A 20,760-nucleotide genomic window follows, 5' to 3' on the forward strand; every position below is an offset into this window, starting at 1 on the left:
GTTGAGTAATTTTTAAAGTGAAACGTTAAAACCTAAATTAAACATTCGTGTAGCAAGTCCACTATTATATGCTCCATCTGAATTCTTTCCTCCTGTTTCCGGGTCTCCATAATATTTCCATTCGCCTGAAGCAGCCCATGTAGCCACGTTCTGACACGAAGCAAAAATTTTGAAATTGTTCACATGCAGACGATCTAAAAGATCTTTAGGAAGCGTATAAGCCAGCGAAATATTATCTAAACGAATGAAACTACGGTCATATAATTTTTGTGTTCCGGCTCCTGCAGGTCCTCTGGCATCAAGGCGTGCCCAATCATTGGTTGGATTATCAATTGTCCAATACGGATTTACAAACGGATTATAATTGTTAGTATACAAACTACCGTCGTTATACGTATTCATATAACGTCCATCAAGCGCTTTGTGCCCCATGTACGAATACATGTTAATGGCCAGATTCCAGTTTTTATAAATCCTGAATTCATTACGTAACGACCAGTTGATTGGTGGTGCTTCCTGGCCTAAAAACTGTTTATCTTTTTCATTATAAATTGGTTTTCCATTCACATCATCGGCAGTGTAACTGTTTTCGACTTTTGGATCACCGGGGCGCTGTCCATACTTAGCAGCTTCTTCAAACTCTTCTTTTTGCCAGATCCCGATTACTTTATAATCCCAGATTTGAGAAATAGGTCTCCCGATAAACCACTTATTGGTCTTATCATCTGATTCTTTAGTGCCAATAACATTGCCATTTGAATCCTTAACATCTTCCATATTGCCATATAATGCATTGATGGTATTCTTGTTATATGAAAAAGCAATGCTGGTAGTCCATTCAAAGTTTGGATTTTTTATATTTATTGTATTAAGGCTTATCTCAATACCTTTGTTTTCAACCTCTCCAAGATTAGTGGCAATTGATCCAAATCCGGTAAAAGGAGACAAACGTTGATTCATGATCATATCATGGGTAATCATTCTGTAAACATCTATGGTACTTGTAATTCGGTCATTTAAGAAACCAAGGTCAAGACCAATATTGGTTGCTTCTGTTTTTTCCCACTGTAAATTTGGATTTGCCATACGATCAATTCCTAAGTATTTCACATCAACAATATTCCCTGATGCATCGATATAGCCCATTGTTGCGCCAGTACCTGAGGCTAAGTTTGCCAAAGCCAGATAGGGGTCAGATAGTGTTCTGTTTCCGTTTTTACCCCATGACAAGCGCAATTTACCTGTACTCATCTTATCCCAATTGAACCAGTTTTCTTTATTAAAGCTCCATCCTGCTGCTACAGAAGGAAAAACTCCATACGGATCTGTAGATCCAAATGCGGAATATCCATCACGGCGTATCGTTCCTGTTACCATATAACGATCATTAAACGAATAGAAAAGTCTCGCCATTAATGCATCGGCTGTTTGATGCGTGTCGTTTGATGAAAACGAACTATTAGCAAGTGTTGCATTAGCAATATTATGAAACCCTAATGCATCTGATGGCAGAATATTATTTGCATCAATACGATCTGACCATGTTTTAAGTTCCTCAGCTTCCTGAACAAAAGTGGCTATAATATGGTGTTTTTCGGCAAATGTATAATCCCATGTTATTGTATTATTCAGGTTCCATGTAAAATTTTTACCGTTTTCTCTGTCTACTCCTATGGTAGCAGCATTCCAGCCTTTGTGACCTGATGACTGGAAATAACGATTGTAAAAAAATTGATATCGTGGAGCAACATTAAAAGAATATGTAATTCCAAAAGGCAAATTTACCTTGGTATTGAAAATGGTATTCAATACCGTATATCCTTTCTCAAGTTCTATAAATTGGCGGTCGTAGTAATAATTATATCCTCCGATAGTCTGCCCCATTGGCTGTCTGGCATATTCGCCGTTTGCTTCCTTAAATACAGAAAAAGGACTGTTTCTCAACATATTTGCATCCCAGTAATTAGTCCCTGTACCTACGGCTATGTCGCCATCTGTACGGTCCTGAAAATTAATATTTGCCCCAAATTCCAGCCAGCTTGTAATTTTAGCATCCACTTTCATATTGGCACGAACTGCCTCATAATCGTTACCCTGAATAGCTCCTTCTGATGTTAAATAGCCCAAAGACATATAATAATTTACTTTATCATTTGCTCCGGAAACACTTAAATTATGGTCATGATTGATTCCTGTTCTAAATGTACTGTCATACCAATTGTGTGTTTTTCCCTCTGTAAAATTTTTCAAAAGCATAGGGTCAGTGATCCCCAAACGAAGTCCCCATACTTCATTCAGGCTTTTTCCCTGAGTTTGTCCCGCCGGTTGATACCCTAACCATTGGGCCTGAGTTATACCATATTGATCTAATTGGTCAGGGCTTGTGTAATACCCCGGTTTACCAGCAGCTGTTCCTGTCATCCATGCTTCGTAATTTCCTGTAGCTGTATTTTGACCATACGTTTTAGCAGTCTCCCAATCCTGACGGTATTTTATATACCCTTGCGGAGAGTACACATCACGATAGGCACTTTCATTGACAATGGTCGTGTTGGTAGTAACATTTATGACAGGCTTGCCTGTTTTTCCTTTTTTGGTTGTAATAACAATAACCCCTGCTGCCGCTTTAGAGCCAAAAATAGCTGTTGCGGATGCATCTTTTAAGATATCTATCTGACCAACATCATCAGGATTAATTTCTGAAAGCTCACCATAAAACTGCATTCCGTCTAAAATAATAAGCGGCGAGTTATGTCCGGCACCATCAGGATTGTAAACAGAAGTCTGCCCGCGAACCTGTAAAGATCCGCCTCCTTTTGCATCAGCTGAATACCCAACTTTTAAGCCTGGTACACCTCGTAATAAATCCTGGACAGTTTGTGGATTTTGATTTGCTAAAGCTTCGGGTTTCACCTGAACAATCGCTCCTGTTAAATCCTTTTTCTTCATTTTACCATATCCCACCACCACTACTTCCTCTAAAGAAGCAGTATTCTCCTTTAATTGTATAATAACATTAGATTTATCTTTTACTGTAATTTCCTGAGTTACATAACCAACAAAGGAAACTATCAATACTGAATTTTGATCTCCTGCTAAACTAAATTTTCCATCAAAATCTGTTATAGTACTTATTTTTGTTCCCTTTATCAAAATAGTGGTTCCCGGCAACGGTAAACCGTTTTGGTCTTTAACCTGTCCATTTATGGTACTTTGCTGCTGTAGTTTTTCTAATTTAGCAATACTTGCTGAATTGGTGGTGGATGCGTGCACCTGAGTCAAAGAAACTAACACACAAAACAGTGTGAGTTTCTTTTTAAAATCAAATCCGGATACGTAATCAGGAGCCTTAATCTTCCTAATAAAATTTGTCATCTTTGGTTGTAGTTTGGTTAATTGATTCGTTAAGTAAGTTTGTAATTATAGCGGTATTCAATACTGTATTTTAATAGTATTTTAATCTTCAGCAATAACTTACTCTGCAAATCTAACCTAACACTTTCCATCAAAAGGGGGTAATTACAACATTATAAAAGGGGCAAATCAGCATATTATCATTTAAATTGAATTTTTTTAGGGCTCTAATAAAAAAATAGCTTTTAAAATATGTAATGCATAATTATAAAGTAATCTAAAACAAAATTTTTAATTTAGGATTCCAAAAGTCCTAACATGAAAAACACTTCAAAATAAACGTATAAAAATGCAAAAGGCTGTCCGCAAAGACAGCCTTTCATTATAAAGATTAAATAATTATTTTACAAAACGTGCCATCTCAGAAGCTGCCAGTAAAAAAGCGCCAACCCCAAAATCAGCGGTAGAATTTTTATCAACTACCTGTCCTGGAATTGCTTTTTCGCCAATTGGCTGTAGGTATCCAACGGTACCATCTTCCTGAAGTGCAAATGTTGTTAAATAATTCCAGGATTTTTCTACAACAGGCAGATAGGTTTTCTTGTCTAAAATTCCATTATTGATTCCCCAAAGAAAGCCGTAGGTAAAAAAGGCTGTACCGCTTGTTTCAGGTCCCGGTGCATGTTCAGGATCCAGAATACTTCTTGTCCAGTAGCCCTCTTTTTGCTGAGCTGTCGATAAAGCCTGAGCCATATCTTTAAAACGTTTAATGTATTCATTTCTATGTTTCGCTTTTTTTGGCAAATCCTGTATAATTTTGGCATAACCGGCAAAAATCCAGCCGTCTCCCCTTGCCCAAAAGTCTTTTTTACCGTTCGTACTTTTGTGTTTTGGATAAATATATTTTGCATCCCGGTAATATAATTTTGCTTCATTATCATACATAATACTATCCGAATATTGTAAATATGAATGCAGTTTTTCCAGATACATTTCGTTTCCGGTAACGTTGTACAGCTTTGTCATTACAGGCATTACCATATACAATCCGTCAACCCACCACCAATAATCATTTGCTGAAGTACTCATTTCGTACTCCATAACTTCGCGGGCACGGGCAATTTTACTGGGATCGTTTTTTCCTGTAAAATTGTATAAATCAATATAGGTCTGAAAACAAATCTGCCAGTCTCCAAACAAAACATGTTTGTCAGTTTCTCCATAATTGTATTTCCACTCCGACTTGTCATTTGATTTAGCCCCCATCCATTGATTTTTCTCGGCCCAGGCCAAAGAATAATTCAGATATTTTTTGTTTTTAGTCACTTTGTAAGCTTCCATGTTTCCGGTATGATAGGCTGATACATGCCAAAAAGAATTCCCTGGTTCAGGATGTGTTTCCTGCCAGTGATTGTTTACTTTATCAATAATCGAAATAACTTCTGCCTTTGATTGTTTTATTGTAGATTTCTTTTGGGCTGTACTTTTGCAACTAAAAGCTGTTAAAGAAGCAGCACTTATTAGTAGAAAAAATGATTTTTTAAAATTCATTTGGTTATGAGATTAGATTAGTATTTTGACTTATTTGGTTTAACTAATTTAAAACTAAATATTTTAGAAACTAGTGTTATCCTGAGCGGAGTCGAAGGCTTTTAGATCGAAAGGGCTTCGACTCCGCTCAGCCCGGCATCCATTTTTAATTAACCCTATTTTGTTATTTCTATTATTTTTCCGCATGGTCAATTGGAATTTGCTGACCAGACCATATTTTCTTTTGTGTCCACGGTTCATAAGCCTCACTCCAAAACGAATCTGTTTCCGGTAAACCCAAAACTAAAAAGGCTTCTGAACACAAATATAAACTTCCTGTAGAAATATAACCTTCTCCAATATTGTTCTGATGGCCGTATAAGCCTACCTGAAGCCAGCCATTTTTATCAAAAGTACCTTTTACCTGTATTTGATTGTGAATCATAGCATATAAAGCCGACCTAACCTGAGCTGGTGCAACCTCTTTTGGCAGTTCTTTCCAAAGTGCAATTTGAGATAATAACTGAAAAGCTCCAAAACGATACGCCAATGATCTTCCAATAGGCGGATAAGTTCCATCAGGCGAAATTAATCTTTCCTGAATAGCAGCATAACGTCTGGCTCTCTTTAACTCGATATCATAATCGGCTTTGTAATCGTTATTTATTTCTTTCAATACTGTTAAAATATCCAATTGCATCGGATGAATTACAAAACTGTTGTAATAATCCCAATGAAAATCAGGGCCATCACCATAGGTTCCGTCTCCCAGATACCATTTTTTATGTTCAGATAAAGCATAATTCAATCGGTTAGTATCAGGATCTTTATCAAATTTAATTATAGCAGTTTCTATCATTCCTGCAAAAAGAAGCCAATTGCTATGATAGGGTTCAATTGTTCTGGTTGATTTTAAAGCTGTAATTACATTTTCTTTTGTAACGGGATCCAACGGCTCCCAAAGCTGTTTTGGCGCACGAAGCAAGGCTTGCGCAAAAAATGCTGCATCTACCAAAGGTTGTCTGTCATTTACAAAATTCATAAAATCTAAACTGTTCGGATCAGTTGCATTATGAATTGATTTTCGTGCTAAGTCAATATATTTCGCTCTCAGTTTTCCTTCCGGAGTTTCGTCAGAACCTAATTCCAGCCATGGAGACATTCCTGAAAGTGTTCGCCCAAAAGCCTCCAAATAGGTTACATTAGTCCTTTCGTCCCACGCGCCGGGAGATTTTTCTACGGGCATCAATTTTTTTAACTGATTTTTGCTCAATGCATCCAATACAGGATCGCCTATTTTGATTAATGAAGCCACAAAAAATTCCCGCACTTTTTTAGGGGAATCTTTTTGAAGCTTTTTTGATTGGGATTGTAAACCTGTAATAGCTGTAAAATAAGCAAACCCTACTAAAATAGCCTTTTTTAAATAATTATTCATATATCTTTTATTTATTCATATATCTTTTACACTTCTTAATAACATTTGTCATCCTGTGATCATTCGCCTTCGTTCAGGATAAACTTGATCAAAGGCCTTTTAAACGCAAGAGTTTTGAAGGGCTTCGACTCCGCTCAGCCTGACAGTAGTTTTTCAATTCATGTTGATTTCCAGAAACTTTCATTCAAAATATATTTATTGTCCTTTACGTTTTGATATTTTTTCTTAAACTCCGAAGGATTTAAATTATAAAATTGCTGAAAATGTTTTCTGAAATATTTAATATCACCAAACCCTGCCATTGAAGCGGCTTCACTGATCTGCAAATCGGTAGTGATTAATAATGTTGCTACTTTTCGCAATCTTACATTTCGGGTAAACTCAGAAACGGATTTGCCTGTTATCTTTTTAATTTTTTTATAAACTAATGAATAGCTCATTCCCAGTTCAATAGCCAGATCATTTACATTAAAGTTTTCTACATCCAGATTGGCATCAATTATGTCTACAATTTTATCAATCAGCTTTTTGTCTTCATCTGATAACTTAAGATTTGTAGTTTTTTTTGTAACCGAATTGAGCAGATAGTTTTGTTCGCTGTCGCGACGGGTAAGGATACCGTTAATTCTGGCCAGTAAATAATCATTATCAAAAGGTTTTGTAATATAATCGTCTGCACCTACTTCGGCTCCTTTCAACTTTACATCTTCTGAAGTTCCTCCTGTAAGCAATATTACAGGAATATGCTTCAACTCCTCATCAGATTTGATATGCTTACAAAAAGCCACACCATTCATTTCTCCCATAACAACATCAGAAATAACCAAATCTGGCTGTACTTTTTTGATTATTGTTAAAGCAGCTTCTGCATTTTCAGCAGCTGTAATATGGTATTTGGGAGATAAAATTCGTTTTAAATAATTCCGTATCTGCACATTATCATCAACAATTAAAATACTTTTGGCATCATTTACTACATCATCAATCCTTTCAGGTTTTTCTATCGTCTGCAATACATTTTCATGAATTATCGTATCATCAAGGATTTCTTCTAAAAACAGGGTTCTGTCATTTAAATCTTCGCGGATTTCTATATCTCCAAAATGCTCTTTTCCGAGCCATAATTTAATTTCAAAAATAGCTCCCCCGTTCTCATTGTCAAAACAGTTCACCTGTCCGAAATGCTGCTCAACAAATTGTTTCACCAGATAAAGACCAATTCCGAATCCTTTTCGGTTATTTTTGATGTTGTTATTTGACTGGTAGAATAAATTAAAGATCTTATCCTTGTCTACATCCGGAACTCCTTCTCCATTATCAATCACGCTTATAATCACTTCATTACCTACACAACGTAAATTAACAGTAACCTTTCCGTTTTCTTTCTCCGTAAATTTTAAGGCATTTGAAATCAGATTAAAAAGGGCCATTTCTATTTTTTCCCTATCTACATAAACCAATAACTTTTCTTCGGAAATACTAAAAGTGTAATCTATTTTTTTAGTCTTAGCATGATGTACAAAACAGCTAAAAACCTCTTTGCTTAGTTCTACAATATCGATCTGTCCAATTTTGAGTTTTCCTGTTTCTGTTTCAGTTTTTCTAAAAAGAAGCAACTGATCGACCAAACTAAGCAGTCTTCGGGAATTACTGTACACCATTTCTATGGCTCCCGGATCGATTTGCTGTTCAGTACCATAGATTATTTCTTTCAAAGGGTTTATGATCATTGTCAACGGCGACCTGAACTCGTGAGAAATATTGGTAAAAAAAGTCATTTTTTTCTCGTTCAGTTCTTTTTCCTGCTTCGCCAAATCCTGGGAAAGTTTTACCTCGTATTTAAGATGTGCCTGCTGACGCTGGTATTTATCGACTAAATAAATTACAAATACGATTGATAGTACATATAAAAAATAGGCAATACTGCTTCTGTACCACGGTGGTAATATCGTAATGGGTAATGAAATAGCTTTAGAATTCCAGATTCCTTCTGCATTTGTAGATTTAATTTTCAGTACATAATCACCTTCTGTCAGTCTCGAATAATTTGCGCTTCTGATGTTTTCGACATAATGCCATTGCGTATCCCATCCGTCTAAAAAATAGGCATATGAAATTTTCTCAGGCAAACTGTATTCTAACGCCGCGAAGTCAATATTAAGCATGGATTCTTCATAAGTCAGTTCTAATTTATCAATTCCAAAAGTAGTTAAACCCGACTTTTCATAAACTTTATTATTGACTTTTATGGAATTGATAATCAATTTAGGAAAATCGTGAAGCTGACTGTTTCGTTTTGGATTTATGATATTAAAACCTTTAATCCCGCCAAAAACAATTTCTCCGGTAGAAAGTTTCAGGGCTGCATTATAATTGAACTGATTGCTTTGAAGTCCGTCCGTATCATGATACGTATTTATTTTTCCGGTTGATTCATTGTAAACGAATATTCCGTTATAAGTACTGCACCAATAAGTTCCTTGTTTATCCTGAACGATGTTTAAAACCGAATTGTTTGAAATCCCGTTTTTCTGAGTAATGAATCTCTTTGTTAAGGTTTTTGGATTAAAAATCAGTAATCCCCTTCCTTCCGTACCCACAAGCATTTTTGTATTTGAAACAGCGATAATTGACCTTACGGGATAATCAATATCAATGACCTGACTTTTCATTGTCTGAGGATTGAATTTGGTAAGTGTCGTAAAATTACCTAACCAGAGATGGCCCTGTGCATCTTCTGTAATGGAAATAATTCCCCTAATTCCGGCATCAACAAAATCAAACTGATCAGTCGTTTTATTATAATGATACAAACCTTCTTCATCTGGTGAGGCTGCCCACAAAATATTATTTTTACCGCGATACAGTACCCAGACATTCTTTTGAACAATATTGTATTTTGGATTAAAAAGCCTGTATTTTTTAAAATTTTTAGTCTGGTGATTAAAAAAACAGAGCCCTCCGCCATAAGTTCCAAACCAGGTTCCTGCATTGTCTTTTTCGATTGAGGTCACAAAATTATTGGATAGTGAATTGGAATTGTTTGAATTGTATGCATAATTGATGAAGGTGTTGGTTTTTCTGTTCCATAAGCTAGCTCCTGCCCCATCAGTTCCTATCCAGAGATGATCGCTGTCCTGCTCCGATAGTGAAAGAATAAAATCACTGGGCAAAGTATTGGCCGTTTTTTCATTTTTTGAGATCGTTAAAAAAGGGCTTTTTTTACTCTCTACTCTGTTTACCCCGCCTCTTAATGTCCCAATCCAGACCCGGTTGCCACTATCGTGATACAAGGATGTGATGGCATTGCTGTTTAGTTTTTCATCATCGAAATTTGTATTTAGACAAGAAAATGAATCTGTAATAAAACTGTATTTTACTACCCCATTCCCGTTTGTAGCAATCCATATTTCCTTTGAGTCAGGTTTAAACATAAAATCGGAAATAGGATACCGTACTTCCTGATTATGATAAATCTTAGAAGTTTTATTGATTGTATTGTATTTTAGTAAACCTTCATCAATACCAACCCAGATATTTGAAAAGGCATCGTAAAAAATACTGGTTCCTTCCAGAATTTCAGAAAAAACGACAGATAGTTGGTTAATTTTAGCATCTAGAACTACGATTCCGACACCCTGAACAAAGCCCCATAATCTTCCTGATTTATCAAAATCTATTGCCTGAACATGGTAATCCCATTGTAATTTTCCGTTTATCGAGAGAGGCAGAAACCGAATCTTTCCTCCTTTTTTGGAGCAATAAAGCAGTCCTTTTCCGGCTGTAGCAATATATAGCCTGGTTTTATCATCCTTAATCTGGTTGACAACAAAATCAATCGGTTCACTTTTACCAGTTTTAGGATTTATGCACGATCTTGTGCTAAAACGGTTCGTTGCATAGCTATAAACACTAATACCGGCTTTTGTGGCAATCCAAATTTCATCCTGAGTTCCGCAGATGCTTACAACTCTGTTATTAGCCAAAGAATTGGTGTCATTAGGTTCATTTCTATAATTTAGAAAATTATATCCGTCATAACGGCTTATTCCGTCATAAGTACCAAACCACATTAGACCGCGTTTGTCTTTGTAAACAGATGTAACAGCGTTATTGGCCAGTCCGTTTTTGATGCCCAGATAACCAATATCATATTTTTCCTGTCTGTATTTAGGTACAGATGAGCCTAAAACCTGTGGTTGAGCTGTGTAAGTGACTACGAAAAATATCAATATCAGAATGTTGTTTTTCAAAATAATAGTATGTAGGGTTAAAGTATAAATTTAAGCCAGTTTGAATCAAACAATAGCTTCAAAAGTCTTTAATTTCAAAAAATCAGAAAAACCTATGACCAGACATCATAGGTTCTTCTAAACAAACATAAAGAAAAACGTTAAATTAATTCACTAACGAAATTGTATAAGTATAACTGTATTGTTTGTCCTGCAATCTATACTGTTCATGAGGCAGACTTCCCCAACTGTCATCACCGCCCACTCCTCTTTGTTTGTAATCTATATGCAGATAAACCGCTTCTTTGGAATTTAAATTCAAATCGAAAGGATGACGCTGTGCCTTATCTTTTCCAGGATCTAAATCTTCTGTCGAAATGTTCAATGCACTAAAACCAAGAGGTTGCTGTCCCTCAATTTTTACTCCCTGTCCTTTATTATTTTTTAAAGCCAGCCAACGAACATCAGTTTTGTAGCCCCCCTCCTGAGGACGGATGTAATTTTTGGTATACTGATTTATAACTTTATCGGAGTATTCACCAATAAATGAAGCTGAATTTCGATCTGAATAATTTTCCCACGGACCTCTTCCATAATAGCTTAAATTGTCGTAGTCTCCATTTAATTTTAAACGCATTCCAAAACGTGGAAGTTCGGGTAATTCTTTTCCGCTCATATCAACTGCTGCAGTCACTTTTATCGAGCCATTTTCCTGAATCAGGTAATTTACCGTGTAAGGAACATCAGCCTGTTGTAGTTTATATGTAACTTTTATAAGTAAACCATCTCTTGTGTTTTTATCAAGATTAACACTTACAAGAGTCGGTTTTTTTGAAGCCTCTTTCCAGATAACCGATTTATTCTGCATTCCGTTTCCAAAGTCATTATCGGTTGGAGCACGCCAGAAATAAGGTATTGGGAAGGCGTTAAAAATTGCATTTACTCCATTTTTCAGAGTATATTTCAGGATTTCTCCCTTTTGTAAATCGAATTCTCCAATGCTATTTTCTGTTTCAAAATAAAGCACATTGTTTTTAACCGAATGCTTTAGCTTTGCACTTTTTTTTGCAACAGCATTACTGGCAAAGTAATTTCCTTTTCCTACAGAAAATTGTGCTCTTGCAAATTCATATCCTTTTGATACTAAGGGTTCATCGAATTTTGAAAGTGCAAAAACATTTAAAAAATATTCTGAATTGTCATCAACACTGCCCATATCCAAAGATACTTTTTTGCTTTCTTCAGGATTTGCTTCCAAATCAAAAGTCCCGGATTTTATTACTGTTCCATCCTTAATCAACTCCCATTTAAAAGCATATTGAGACAGATTGGTGAAATTATAATGATTGGTTACAATTAAATCCTTCTCGTTATCAAGCTGAAATTGAATATTTTGATACACTTTTTTAACTTCTGATAAAGCCGGTTTTGGAGTTCTGTTAGAAAAAACCAGTCCATCAGCGCAACCATTTTCATCATTTTGGAGATTAGCACCTCCTAAATCGCCTCCATAAGCCCAATAAACTTCTCCTTTTTCTGTTTTGGATTTTATCCCCTGATCGATCCAGTCCCAGATAAAACCGCCCTGCATGCGTTTACTGCTGTTGATAATATCCCAGTATTCCTGAAAGTTACCACTGCTGTTTCCCATTGCATGTGCATACTCGCACATAATGTAAGGGCGTGTTTTATCTGAATTTGCATAATTTTTCATACTCTTGATACTTGGGTACATAGGTGCCACAATATCCGTGTTTTTATTTTCCCCTGCCTGTTCAAACTGAACCGGACGAGTGGTATCAACTTTTTTTAACCAATCGTATGCATCGTAAAAAACAGGGCCGTTTCCGCATTCATTTCCTAATGACCAGACAATAATTGACGGATGGTTTTTATCGGTTTCAAACATTCTTTTTATACGATCAAGATGCGCAGGTACCCATTCCGGCAAATAAGCAGGATGTTTCGTTTTGTCAAACCAGTTTTGCCATTCTGCCCCCATTCCGTGTGTTTCGATATTAGCTTCATCTACTATATAAAAACCGTATTCATCACATAAATCATAAATATGGGGGTCATGTGGGTAATGACTCATCCTAATCGCATTTATATTATGTTCTTTCATTAATTGTAAGTCTTTCAAAGTCGTTTTCTCACTTGGAACATGTCCTAATTCATCATCATGCTCATGAATATTGACTCCTTTTACCATTACAACTTTACCGTTTACGAGTAATCGTGCATCTTTGATTTCTACTTTTCTGAAACCTGTTTTTTTGGAAATAATTTCAAGCACATTACCTTTATTATCAAGTAATGAAATGGTGTAGCGGTATAAATTTGGGGTTTCAGCATTCCATTGTTTTATATTTTCAATGGTTTTGGCAAAGTTGATTTTTTGGTCTTTACTGCTCACTTTTTTGCTTTCAGAAAAAACAGTTTTTCCTTCATTATCAAATAGTTCTACTTTTACAACCGGATTTTTTATTTTATTATTCTCAAAATATTTCAGGGTAATATCAAGATTAAAAATTCCATTTTTGTATTGATTGTCCAGTTCGCTTTTTACAAAATAATCCCAAATTGCAGTTTTTGGCAGTGCCTGTAAATAGACATCACGCTCAATACCGCTTAACCTCCAAAAATCCTGATCTTCTAAATAACTGCCATCATGCCATCTAAATACCTGTACGGCAATGAGGTTATTTCCTTTCTGTAAAAAAGGAGTGATATTAAATTCGGCCGGAGTTTTGGATGCTTTTGTCATCCCGACTTCTTTTCCGTTCAGGAATACTCTTGCATAACCTGAAATCGAACCAAAATGCAATATGATTTCTTTGTCTTTCCAAGAATCAGCAATTGTAAAAGTACGTCTGTAGGTTCCAACAGGATTGTAATTTCCATCTATAAAAGGCGGATTTTTAGGATGCGGATAGGTAATATTGGTATAAATAGGAATATCAAACCCTTGTATTTCCCAGTTAGAAGGCACCTGTATATTTTTCCATCCGGAATCGTTCAAATCTACTGCATAAAAATCTATAAGTCTCTGAGACGGATCTTTTACAATATTGAATTTCCAATTGCCATTCAGACTCTGATATAATTCTGATTTTTTAGGATCATTATTTTTTAACTCAGCTTCACTGCCAAATAAAAGAAACGAACTTCTCCCAGCTTCTTTTCCACGATCTGTGATTTGAGGATTTTCCCATTCTTTGTTTTGGGCAAAATTATTTTGCAGGCTTAAAAACAAAGCAAACGTTATTACAATTTTTTTCATTTATAAAATCAGGTTTTAAAATTTATTACTTTCAGATTTTGTTTTAAAGAAGTTCTTTCAGAAACAAAAGCAGGTTCACAAATTTAGATAACAGAAGATAAGGCAAGAGGGGCTTTACAATAAAATAGAAGGGACAAATCAGTAATAACAGCACAATACACTGATAACAAGGTCAAAATTCAATACCTGATACGTTCCCCAAATTTTAAAAAGAAGAATCATTTTATACAGAGATGACCAGATCATTGACTAAAAAATAATTTTAAGGATTATTTTAGTTAATCAATTTTACCAATCCAGTTTTATTAAGGCTACTGCCTGACGTTCCATTTTTAAAGGTACTTCTATTTTGGCTGCAGTTACTTTTATTTTCCTGGTGGAAATACATTTAAGTTTTCCGGATTTTTCAAGTACATCGATTTGTTGTTTTGTTGGATTTTGAGGCGATCCCATATTTTTCCAAACTTCGTAAGAATTACTGTTGTCTTTGTCAATTAAATAAATACTTAAATTAACCTTCCTGGCCGGAATATTTTCAATAAAGACATTTACAATTTCTGTTGGCCCGGTTTTGTCAACATCATGATAATTCCACACCATTACTGCTGCAGATTTTAAATCCTTAGAAGCCAGTGCTCCAATATCAGACTGAGAACCTCGTACACTGGATTTTAAAATCTCCTCTATCGCATACATACGATTACTTATTACGTTTACTCGTTTACCCGACATCATTCCAAACATTCGGAATACATTTAATACCGGTTTATCCACTCCATTGGTTGCAAGATCACGAAAGCCATAAAACCATGGCTGATTCTCAAATTCAAATGACCAGGACACTGCTCCAAGAAAATTAGCTTTTGTCTGATCTGCCAAAATGTATTTTCGTGCAAAAGATGCCGCTGTATAACTCGAATACATGGTTCCGTTACGGTATGCATTCTCAGGATTGGTAGCCATACCACAAGCCGCACATCCTTCCGGATCCGACTCCCCGATAATGATCGGAAGTTCTCTTGTTTCCGGATAAGACATTGTGAGTTTAAAACCGGTTTCAATATCATTTAATTGTGGCGCCATATCCATTCGAACTGCCCCGTCTACAAGCTTAGGCCATCCTTTTGCATGAAAAAGAATCGCTTCCATTGGGGCTCCTTTTTTGCCTGTAGCATAATTTACACCGTTAATGCAATGTTTAATAAAATCATTTGTCCACTCCTGAGCACCCTTACCTCTTGTACCCGCAATATTAATACCCCCAATTTTTGCAGTTGGAAGTGCTTTTTTAAGTCCGTCAGCAGCATAATCATACATTTTAAAAAACTCTTCACGAGTACCTTTCCAGTAATGACCGTTTGGTTCATTCCAAACTTCCCAATACCAGCTTTCGACTTGTTTTTGCCCATAACGTTCAACGGAGTGTTTTACCCACTCATACACAAGATTTCTCCATTTATCATAATCCTTCGGCGGATAAGCCCATCCGGTAATAATATCTGTGTAAGGATCTCCGGGTTTCCAATAATGCCTGTATGGCGTTGGATTTGTTGACAATGCTTCAGGCATAAAACCTATTTGTGCCAAAGGCTTCATACCTCGTGAAACATAGTTATCAAAAATACTGTCAATAATTTTCCAATTATATATAGGATTTCCGTTGCTGTCTTCTGTATAAGCATTTGTCGAACCCCATTTTAAGGCAGCGACACCATCACCGCTTACAAGAAGACTGTGTGTACGAACATACACTGGAACCGGACTCAAAGCAGCAATTTCGCTCAGAAGTTTTTTACCGTCTTTCATGTAAGTATAATTTGGCTCATCGTATCCAAACCATGCCCATACCGGTTTCATGGGTGCAATTTCTTTAGTAAGGTCTACTTGAATTTTAGCACTTTGTGCATAGATGGATGGTGCAAAAAAATAGAGTATTATGGCACTCAGGGAATATTTTAATAATTTTCGCATAGGTTGGTTTTTTATGAGGTGGAATATTTTGAAAATTAGTTTGTATTTGAGTTAATTTAAATTCTAATACCGCTACTTCATTGTTATCTCTTCTAATTTTATTATCAAATGTTATAATTGTAAATAAAACACTTATAATAAAATTAAGACAAATAAAAATTACGAACAAGTTATTGTTGATTTATATGATTGTATCATCTAAAAATGATCTCTAATTATTTATAAAAAATAATTTTATAAATTAAAAATTTAAATAAAATAGTTTAAAATACTATTTATCAGTTTTTTAAATTAAAAATTAACTTAATTTCATAAAGCTATATTTACTATATAATTTCTGAAATATCTTAGGAAACCATAGAATTATTTAAGAATTTTAACAAAAAATAAAGGTTTTTTATTAACATATTCGTTAACTTCAATAAAAGTAAAATAATGTTTTTCTTCAATTATATATAAAAAATTAAACTATGCGAGTATCTGTTATCCGAAAAAATATAAAATTTACCCCAGATTCTAAAAGAGTTGTTGCACGATATTTTATAAATGGTGATGAACGGACCAAACAAATGGTGATTCGCATAATGGCGCTGGATGACAGACAAGTTCTGGAAACTTTAGAACAAACGCTTCGTGAGTTTGCAAGACGTCATCGGAATATTTCGGCTATATTTTTAAGGCATTGCGAAAAAATCAGAGAGGTAATTGAAAACATGCAAATCGATTATGATACACTTTCTCTTGATCGAAAAATGCTAATAGGTTCGTATTGCACTATGGAATATGCTATAGAATCTGCAGCTATTTTTAATCCTTCAATTATAGAAGACTTTGATCAAACAGGCCTGGAAGCCGGTGAAAAACGTGTGATTATTTCTTTTCGTGCAACAGGCGAAGGCCATATTTCATCAATTGTATTCAGAAGAGGGATTTTAGACAGGGATAATAACCTCCAAGTGATGAAAATTGGTCATCACATTGATAAGGCCGAAATTATACATAAATCTTTTTTTAATAAAGAGCGATTTTTATTGAAGTTATCCGAAATGCATACACAGGATAAATACATCACACAAATTATGCAGGATCTGCCGGATGAATTTGAGTATACTGTTTTAAAAAACATTGTAAACACCGCCTTAAACGATCCGTCGATTCGTGAAGAAAGAAGAATGGCACTGAACGAAATAATCTGGCTGGCAAAATCATTTTATGACCTCGAATTTAAACATGATTCTGATATAACAGAACGTGTTATATTTCCAATATCTGATTCAGAAAGCCGTGGTATTGAGGACGCCCGTTTCGTTCGATTTACAGACGACGATGGATCCTCTCGTGTGATGGCTACTTATACAGCTTATAATGGGCATACTATATTACCTAAACTTATTTCTACCGAAGATTTTTATACATTTAGAGTCATGCCTTTGCATGGTGCCGGTGCTCAAAATAAAAACCTGGCTCTGTTTCCCAGAAAAATAAAAGGTAAATATGCCATGCTTGCCAGAATCGATGGTGTAAATAATTACATCATGTATTCTGACAGAGTTACACAATGGAACACCCCTATTCTACTTCAGGAACCACGATATACCTGGGAGTTTACTCAAATAGGAAACTGCGGATCACCATTATGGACTGAAGAAGGCTGGCTTGTCATTACACATGGTGTAGGTACAATGAGACGTTATTGCATTGGTGCTTCATTGCTTGATCTTGATGATCCTTCTAAGGAAATAGGAAGACTTACAGAGCCTTTACTTTCGCCATTAGAAGATGAACGAGAAGGATATGTACCTAATGTTGTGTATTCCTGCGGAGCAATCATTCATAACAATAGCCTTATATTACCTTATGCAGTTTCAGATTATTCTTCTACTTATGCTGTGGTAGATATGGCCGAATTAATAGATGCTTTGAAGAAGAGTAAATAGAAATTTAAAATGATTTTTTACAAAATATAAATCCTGTTTCATTGAAATGGGATTTATATTTTTAAGGTAAGTGCCCAGGAATAATTAAATTACTTATTTTCAATCAGCCATAAAATAGGTATAATGAATTTCATTTTACACTCTTAAAACTTAAAAAACCCAAATAAACTGATTTAAGCCTTCTTTTTTGTTTTTATGAAAGTTTATATCGCGTTTTTAAAAAAGCCTCTCTATTTAGTTCTGTTGAGGTTATTTTTAATAATAAAAATTTATTATTTATTTAAAACCAATAGTAAATAATAATAATTTCAGATTATTACATTTTAGGCACATTAAAATTTAAAAATCTCCAAAACTAAAAAATGACTATAGTTTTAAGTTTTTAGAAGATTTTTAAATTATACCTAATTACTTATTTAAAGTTGGAATTTTCTCTATTAAATTTTTCCAATAGCGTTTAGGCATATGCTGTACATGAAGTTTCATGTTTTTTCGGGATTCTATATTGACACTGCTGAAATATCGACGCCATAAGTTCTGAAAAAACTCTTCTTTTTCATCACATATTTCGGTTAAATGTTTAGAAGAAAAAGTTTGAGAATTAAACTGCAGCTCTACTACAGAAACATTTTCAAGATCATAATAAATACCATATTTACGTTTTGCATCATAAATTAGCCAACGTTGATCTGCATAACGTTTTTTAAAATGATTTTCTATCAGAGGCAGCACATCACAGTCTGGTTCAATGATGGCGTAATACAATTGATCTTTTGTTAATTTAAAACGAACAAATGCTTCCATACGATGCGATTCTTTTCCAGTGAGACGGGCAGCCTTTTTAAGGCTCCATACAGCATTGTTGGTAAAATCTTCTTCGACGTTTTTTGTATTAGCCAATACGTGTTTCGTAAATTGAAGCATGGTTTCTTCAATCTGTGGAACTTCGGATAGAAATGCTTTGTACATACTCGCAAGACCTCCTGTCGAAAGACGTTTTTTCAATCCGTCTAAAACACGTTTTGCCTTAGAAATATCTGTTATAACCCAATGAGAATCTGCAAAAAGCAAAGTACCGGAAGTTTCTTTTTTTGCAAAAACTATATCTGAGAATTTATATTCATAAATTTCAAAGACAGCTGTAAGCCAGCCTTCATAAGTCCCATCGTAAATTACTTCAGTCATTTTGTTTAAAATAATGCAAGCTGATTTGAGAAGTCATTTTTATATTTACTTTTTTGAGAATTTAAAATATGATCCTTGATTTGGATGGAGGTTAAATCCCTTTGTAATTGAAATGGTGTCGCAAAGGCGAGAAAATATTTAGCCCGGGAATAAGCTATTCCCATTTTTTGCAAATCATGAGGCATTATTTTTTTAAATTTTCTTGCTGCGACAATTTTCGTAGCACTCAAATATCCAATTCCGGGAATACGCTTTATTAGTTCTAAATCGGCTGTATTAATATCAACCGGGAATTGATTCAGATTGCGTAAAGCCCACCCCAGCTTAGGATCTATATCCAGATCTAAATTTGGCTGATTAAAACCGACTATCTCATTTACATTAAAACCATAATAACGAACCAGCCAATCAGCCTGATATAAACGATTCTCACGTATCATTGGAACCGGTGTACCAATTGCGGGAAGACGATTATCATAACTAATAGGAACATAACCCGAATAATAGACGCGTTTCATATTCATTTGCTGATAAAAATAATCTGCCATACCCAGGATTTCAAGATCGCTTTCCTGTGTTGCTCCTATTACCATTTGTGTGCTTTGTCCTGCAGGAGCAAAAAGTGGTGCTTTATAATTTGATTTTCTTTCTTCTTTGTATCCAATAATCTCGTTTTTAAGATATTTCATTGGATTGATCACATCAACATGATTTTTATCGGGTGCCAGTAATTTAAGACTTTGTTCAGTTGGCATTTCAACATTTACACTTAAACGATCAGCATACAGACCAGCCTCTTTTAGTAATTCATCACTGGCTCCGGGAATTGCTTTCAAATGTATGTAACCATTAAAATTATATTCCAATCTCAATTTTTTGGCAATTCTTACCAAACGTTCCATCGTATAATCAGCGTTATCAAAAATACCCGAACTCAAAAACAGCCCTTCAATATAATTTCTTCGGTAAAAACCTATGGTAAGATCCACTACTTCTTCTACCGTAAAAGCGGCTCGTTTCACATCATTGCTTTTTCTGCTTACACAATAAGCACAGTCAAAAATACAATGATTGGTAAGCAGGATCTTTAGCAGTGATACACACCGTCCATCTTCAGTAAAAGCATGACAAATTCCGTAACCTTTAGCATTACCCAGTCCTTTATTTTTATTCTCACGTTTGCTTAGTGCAGACGAACATGAAACATCATACTTGGCCGCATCAGCCAATATGCCTAACTTCTCCATCACTCTCTCATTCACCATTTTGATTCTATTTATTGTTTTTTTTAAACTGAAAATTTATCACAATCAAAATTAGTTATTTATCATAACAAATTTTTTTTATGTTCTGTTCTAAATTGTATCAAAAAATCTAAAAAATAATTAAAGACTTTTGGTTCATTTGAGCAAAAATAAGCCTCCAAAGATATTGACTTTGGAGGCTTTATAATTTAGATGAAACTGTAATGTAAAAAATTACAATTTAAAAATTTGTTCCATAGGTAACCACTTCTCTCCTTCCTTTGCAGTTGGAGGGGCTTGTTGAAATTTCCACATTAAATTTTCCCATTCCTGAACTTTGGGGTTTTCGTTATCCATCTTTTGTTTGCGCTCGGGACTAAAGGTTTCATCAACTTCCATAATCATAAACAACCTGTTGGAAAGTATATAAATTTCCATATCTAAAATCCCCGAATCTCTAATGCTTTTAGTGATTTCGGGCCAGGTACTACTTTTAGAATGATATTTTTTATACTGTTCTATTAATTCCGGATTATTAACCAAATCACAGGCATAACATAGTTTTTTTGAAGTCATAATTTTTTAA

Annotated in this window: 10 protein-coding genes; 1 reads left to right on the plus strand and 9 read right to left on the minus strand. The window is 35.0% G+C overall.

Annotated features, from left to right (window positions below; all coding sequences use genetic code 11):
• Nucleotides 1–12: 12 nt before the first annotated feature.
• From BXU10_RS14810 to BXU10_RS14835, 6 genes are all read right to left on the minus strand, one after another.
• A complete protein-coding gene (locus BXU10_RS14810; protein WP_078228110.1) occupies nucleotides 13–3,375 on the minus strand; it encodes a SusC/RagA family TonB-linked outer membrane protein in 3,363 nt (1,120 codons plus the stop codon).
• A gap of 378 nt (nucleotides 3,376–3,753) precedes the next feature.
• Nucleotides 3,754–4,905, minus strand: coding sequence for a glycoside hydrolase family 88 protein (locus tag BXU10_RS14815; protein ID WP_078228111.1), 1,152 nt, complete (start codon nucleotides 4,903–4,905; stop codon nucleotides 3,754–3,756).
• Nucleotides 4,906–5,077: 172 nt separating this feature from the next.
• Nucleotides 5,078–6,322 (minus strand): DUF2264 domain-containing protein, encoded by a 1,245-nt coding sequence (locus BXU10_RS14820; RefSeq protein ID WP_078228112.1) that lies wholly within the window; start codon nucleotides 6,320–6,322, stop codon nucleotides 5,078–5,080.
• A 158-nt stretch (nucleotides 6,323–6,480) separates the two neighbouring features.
• Nucleotides 6,481–10,575, minus strand: a complete 4,095-nt coding sequence (locus tag BXU10_RS14825; protein ID WP_078228113.1) for a two-component regulator propeller domain-containing protein — start codon at nucleotides 10,573–10,575, stop codon at nucleotides 6,481–6,483.
• Between the two features lie 145 nt (nucleotides 10,576–10,720).
• Nucleotides 10,721–13,837 (minus strand): glycoside hydrolase family 2 TIM barrel-domain containing protein, encoded by a 3,117-nt coding sequence (locus BXU10_RS14830; RefSeq protein WP_078228114.1) that lies wholly within the window; start codon nucleotides 13,835–13,837, stop codon nucleotides 10,721–10,723.
• A 288-nt stretch (nucleotides 13,838–14,125) separates the two neighbouring features.
• Nucleotides 14,126–15,808, minus strand: a complete 1,683-nt coding sequence (locus BXU10_RS14835; RefSeq protein WP_078228115.1) for a beta-xylosidase — start codon at nucleotides 15,806–15,808, stop codon at nucleotides 14,126–14,128.
• A gap of 470 nt (nucleotides 15,809–16,278) precedes the next feature.
• On the opposite strand from BXU10_RS14835, the gene BXU10_RS14840 reads away from it, so the two are divergent.
• Nucleotides 16,279–17,745 (plus strand): glycoside hydrolase family 130 protein, encoded by a 1,467-nt coding sequence (locus BXU10_RS14840; RefSeq protein ID WP_078228116.1) that lies wholly within the window; start codon nucleotides 16,279–16,281, stop codon nucleotides 17,743–17,745.
• Between the two features lie 408 nt (nucleotides 17,746–18,153).
• On the opposite strand, the gene BXU10_RS14845 is transcribed toward BXU10_RS14840, so the two are convergent.
• The 3 genes from BXU10_RS14845 to BXU10_RS14855 form a co-directional block, all read right to left on the minus strand.
• A complete protein-coding gene (locus BXU10_RS14845) occupies nucleotides 18,154–18,930 on the minus strand; it encodes a TIGR03915 family putative DNA repair protein (protein ID WP_078228117.1) in 777 nt (258 codons plus the stop codon).
• Between the two features lie 5 nt (nucleotides 18,931–18,935).
• Entirely contained in the window at nucleotides 18,936–20,195 is a 1,260-nt protein-coding gene (locus BXU10_RS14850; RefSeq protein WP_078228118.1) for a putative DNA modification/repair radical SAM protein, read from the minus strand.
• A 213-nt stretch (nucleotides 20,196–20,408) separates the two neighbouring features.
• Nucleotides 20,409–20,750, minus strand: coding sequence for an L-rhamnose mutarotase (locus tag BXU10_RS14855; protein ID WP_078228119.1), 342 nt, complete (start codon nucleotides 20,748–20,750; stop codon nucleotides 20,409–20,411).
• Between the last annotated feature and the right edge of the window lie 10 nt (nucleotides 20,751–20,760).

The sequence above is a fragment of the Flavobacterium sp. LM4 genome (assembly GCF_002017935.1).
Lineage (GTDB): Bacteria > Bacteroidota > Bacteroidia > Flavobacteriales > Flavobacteriaceae > Flavobacterium > Flavobacterium chungangense.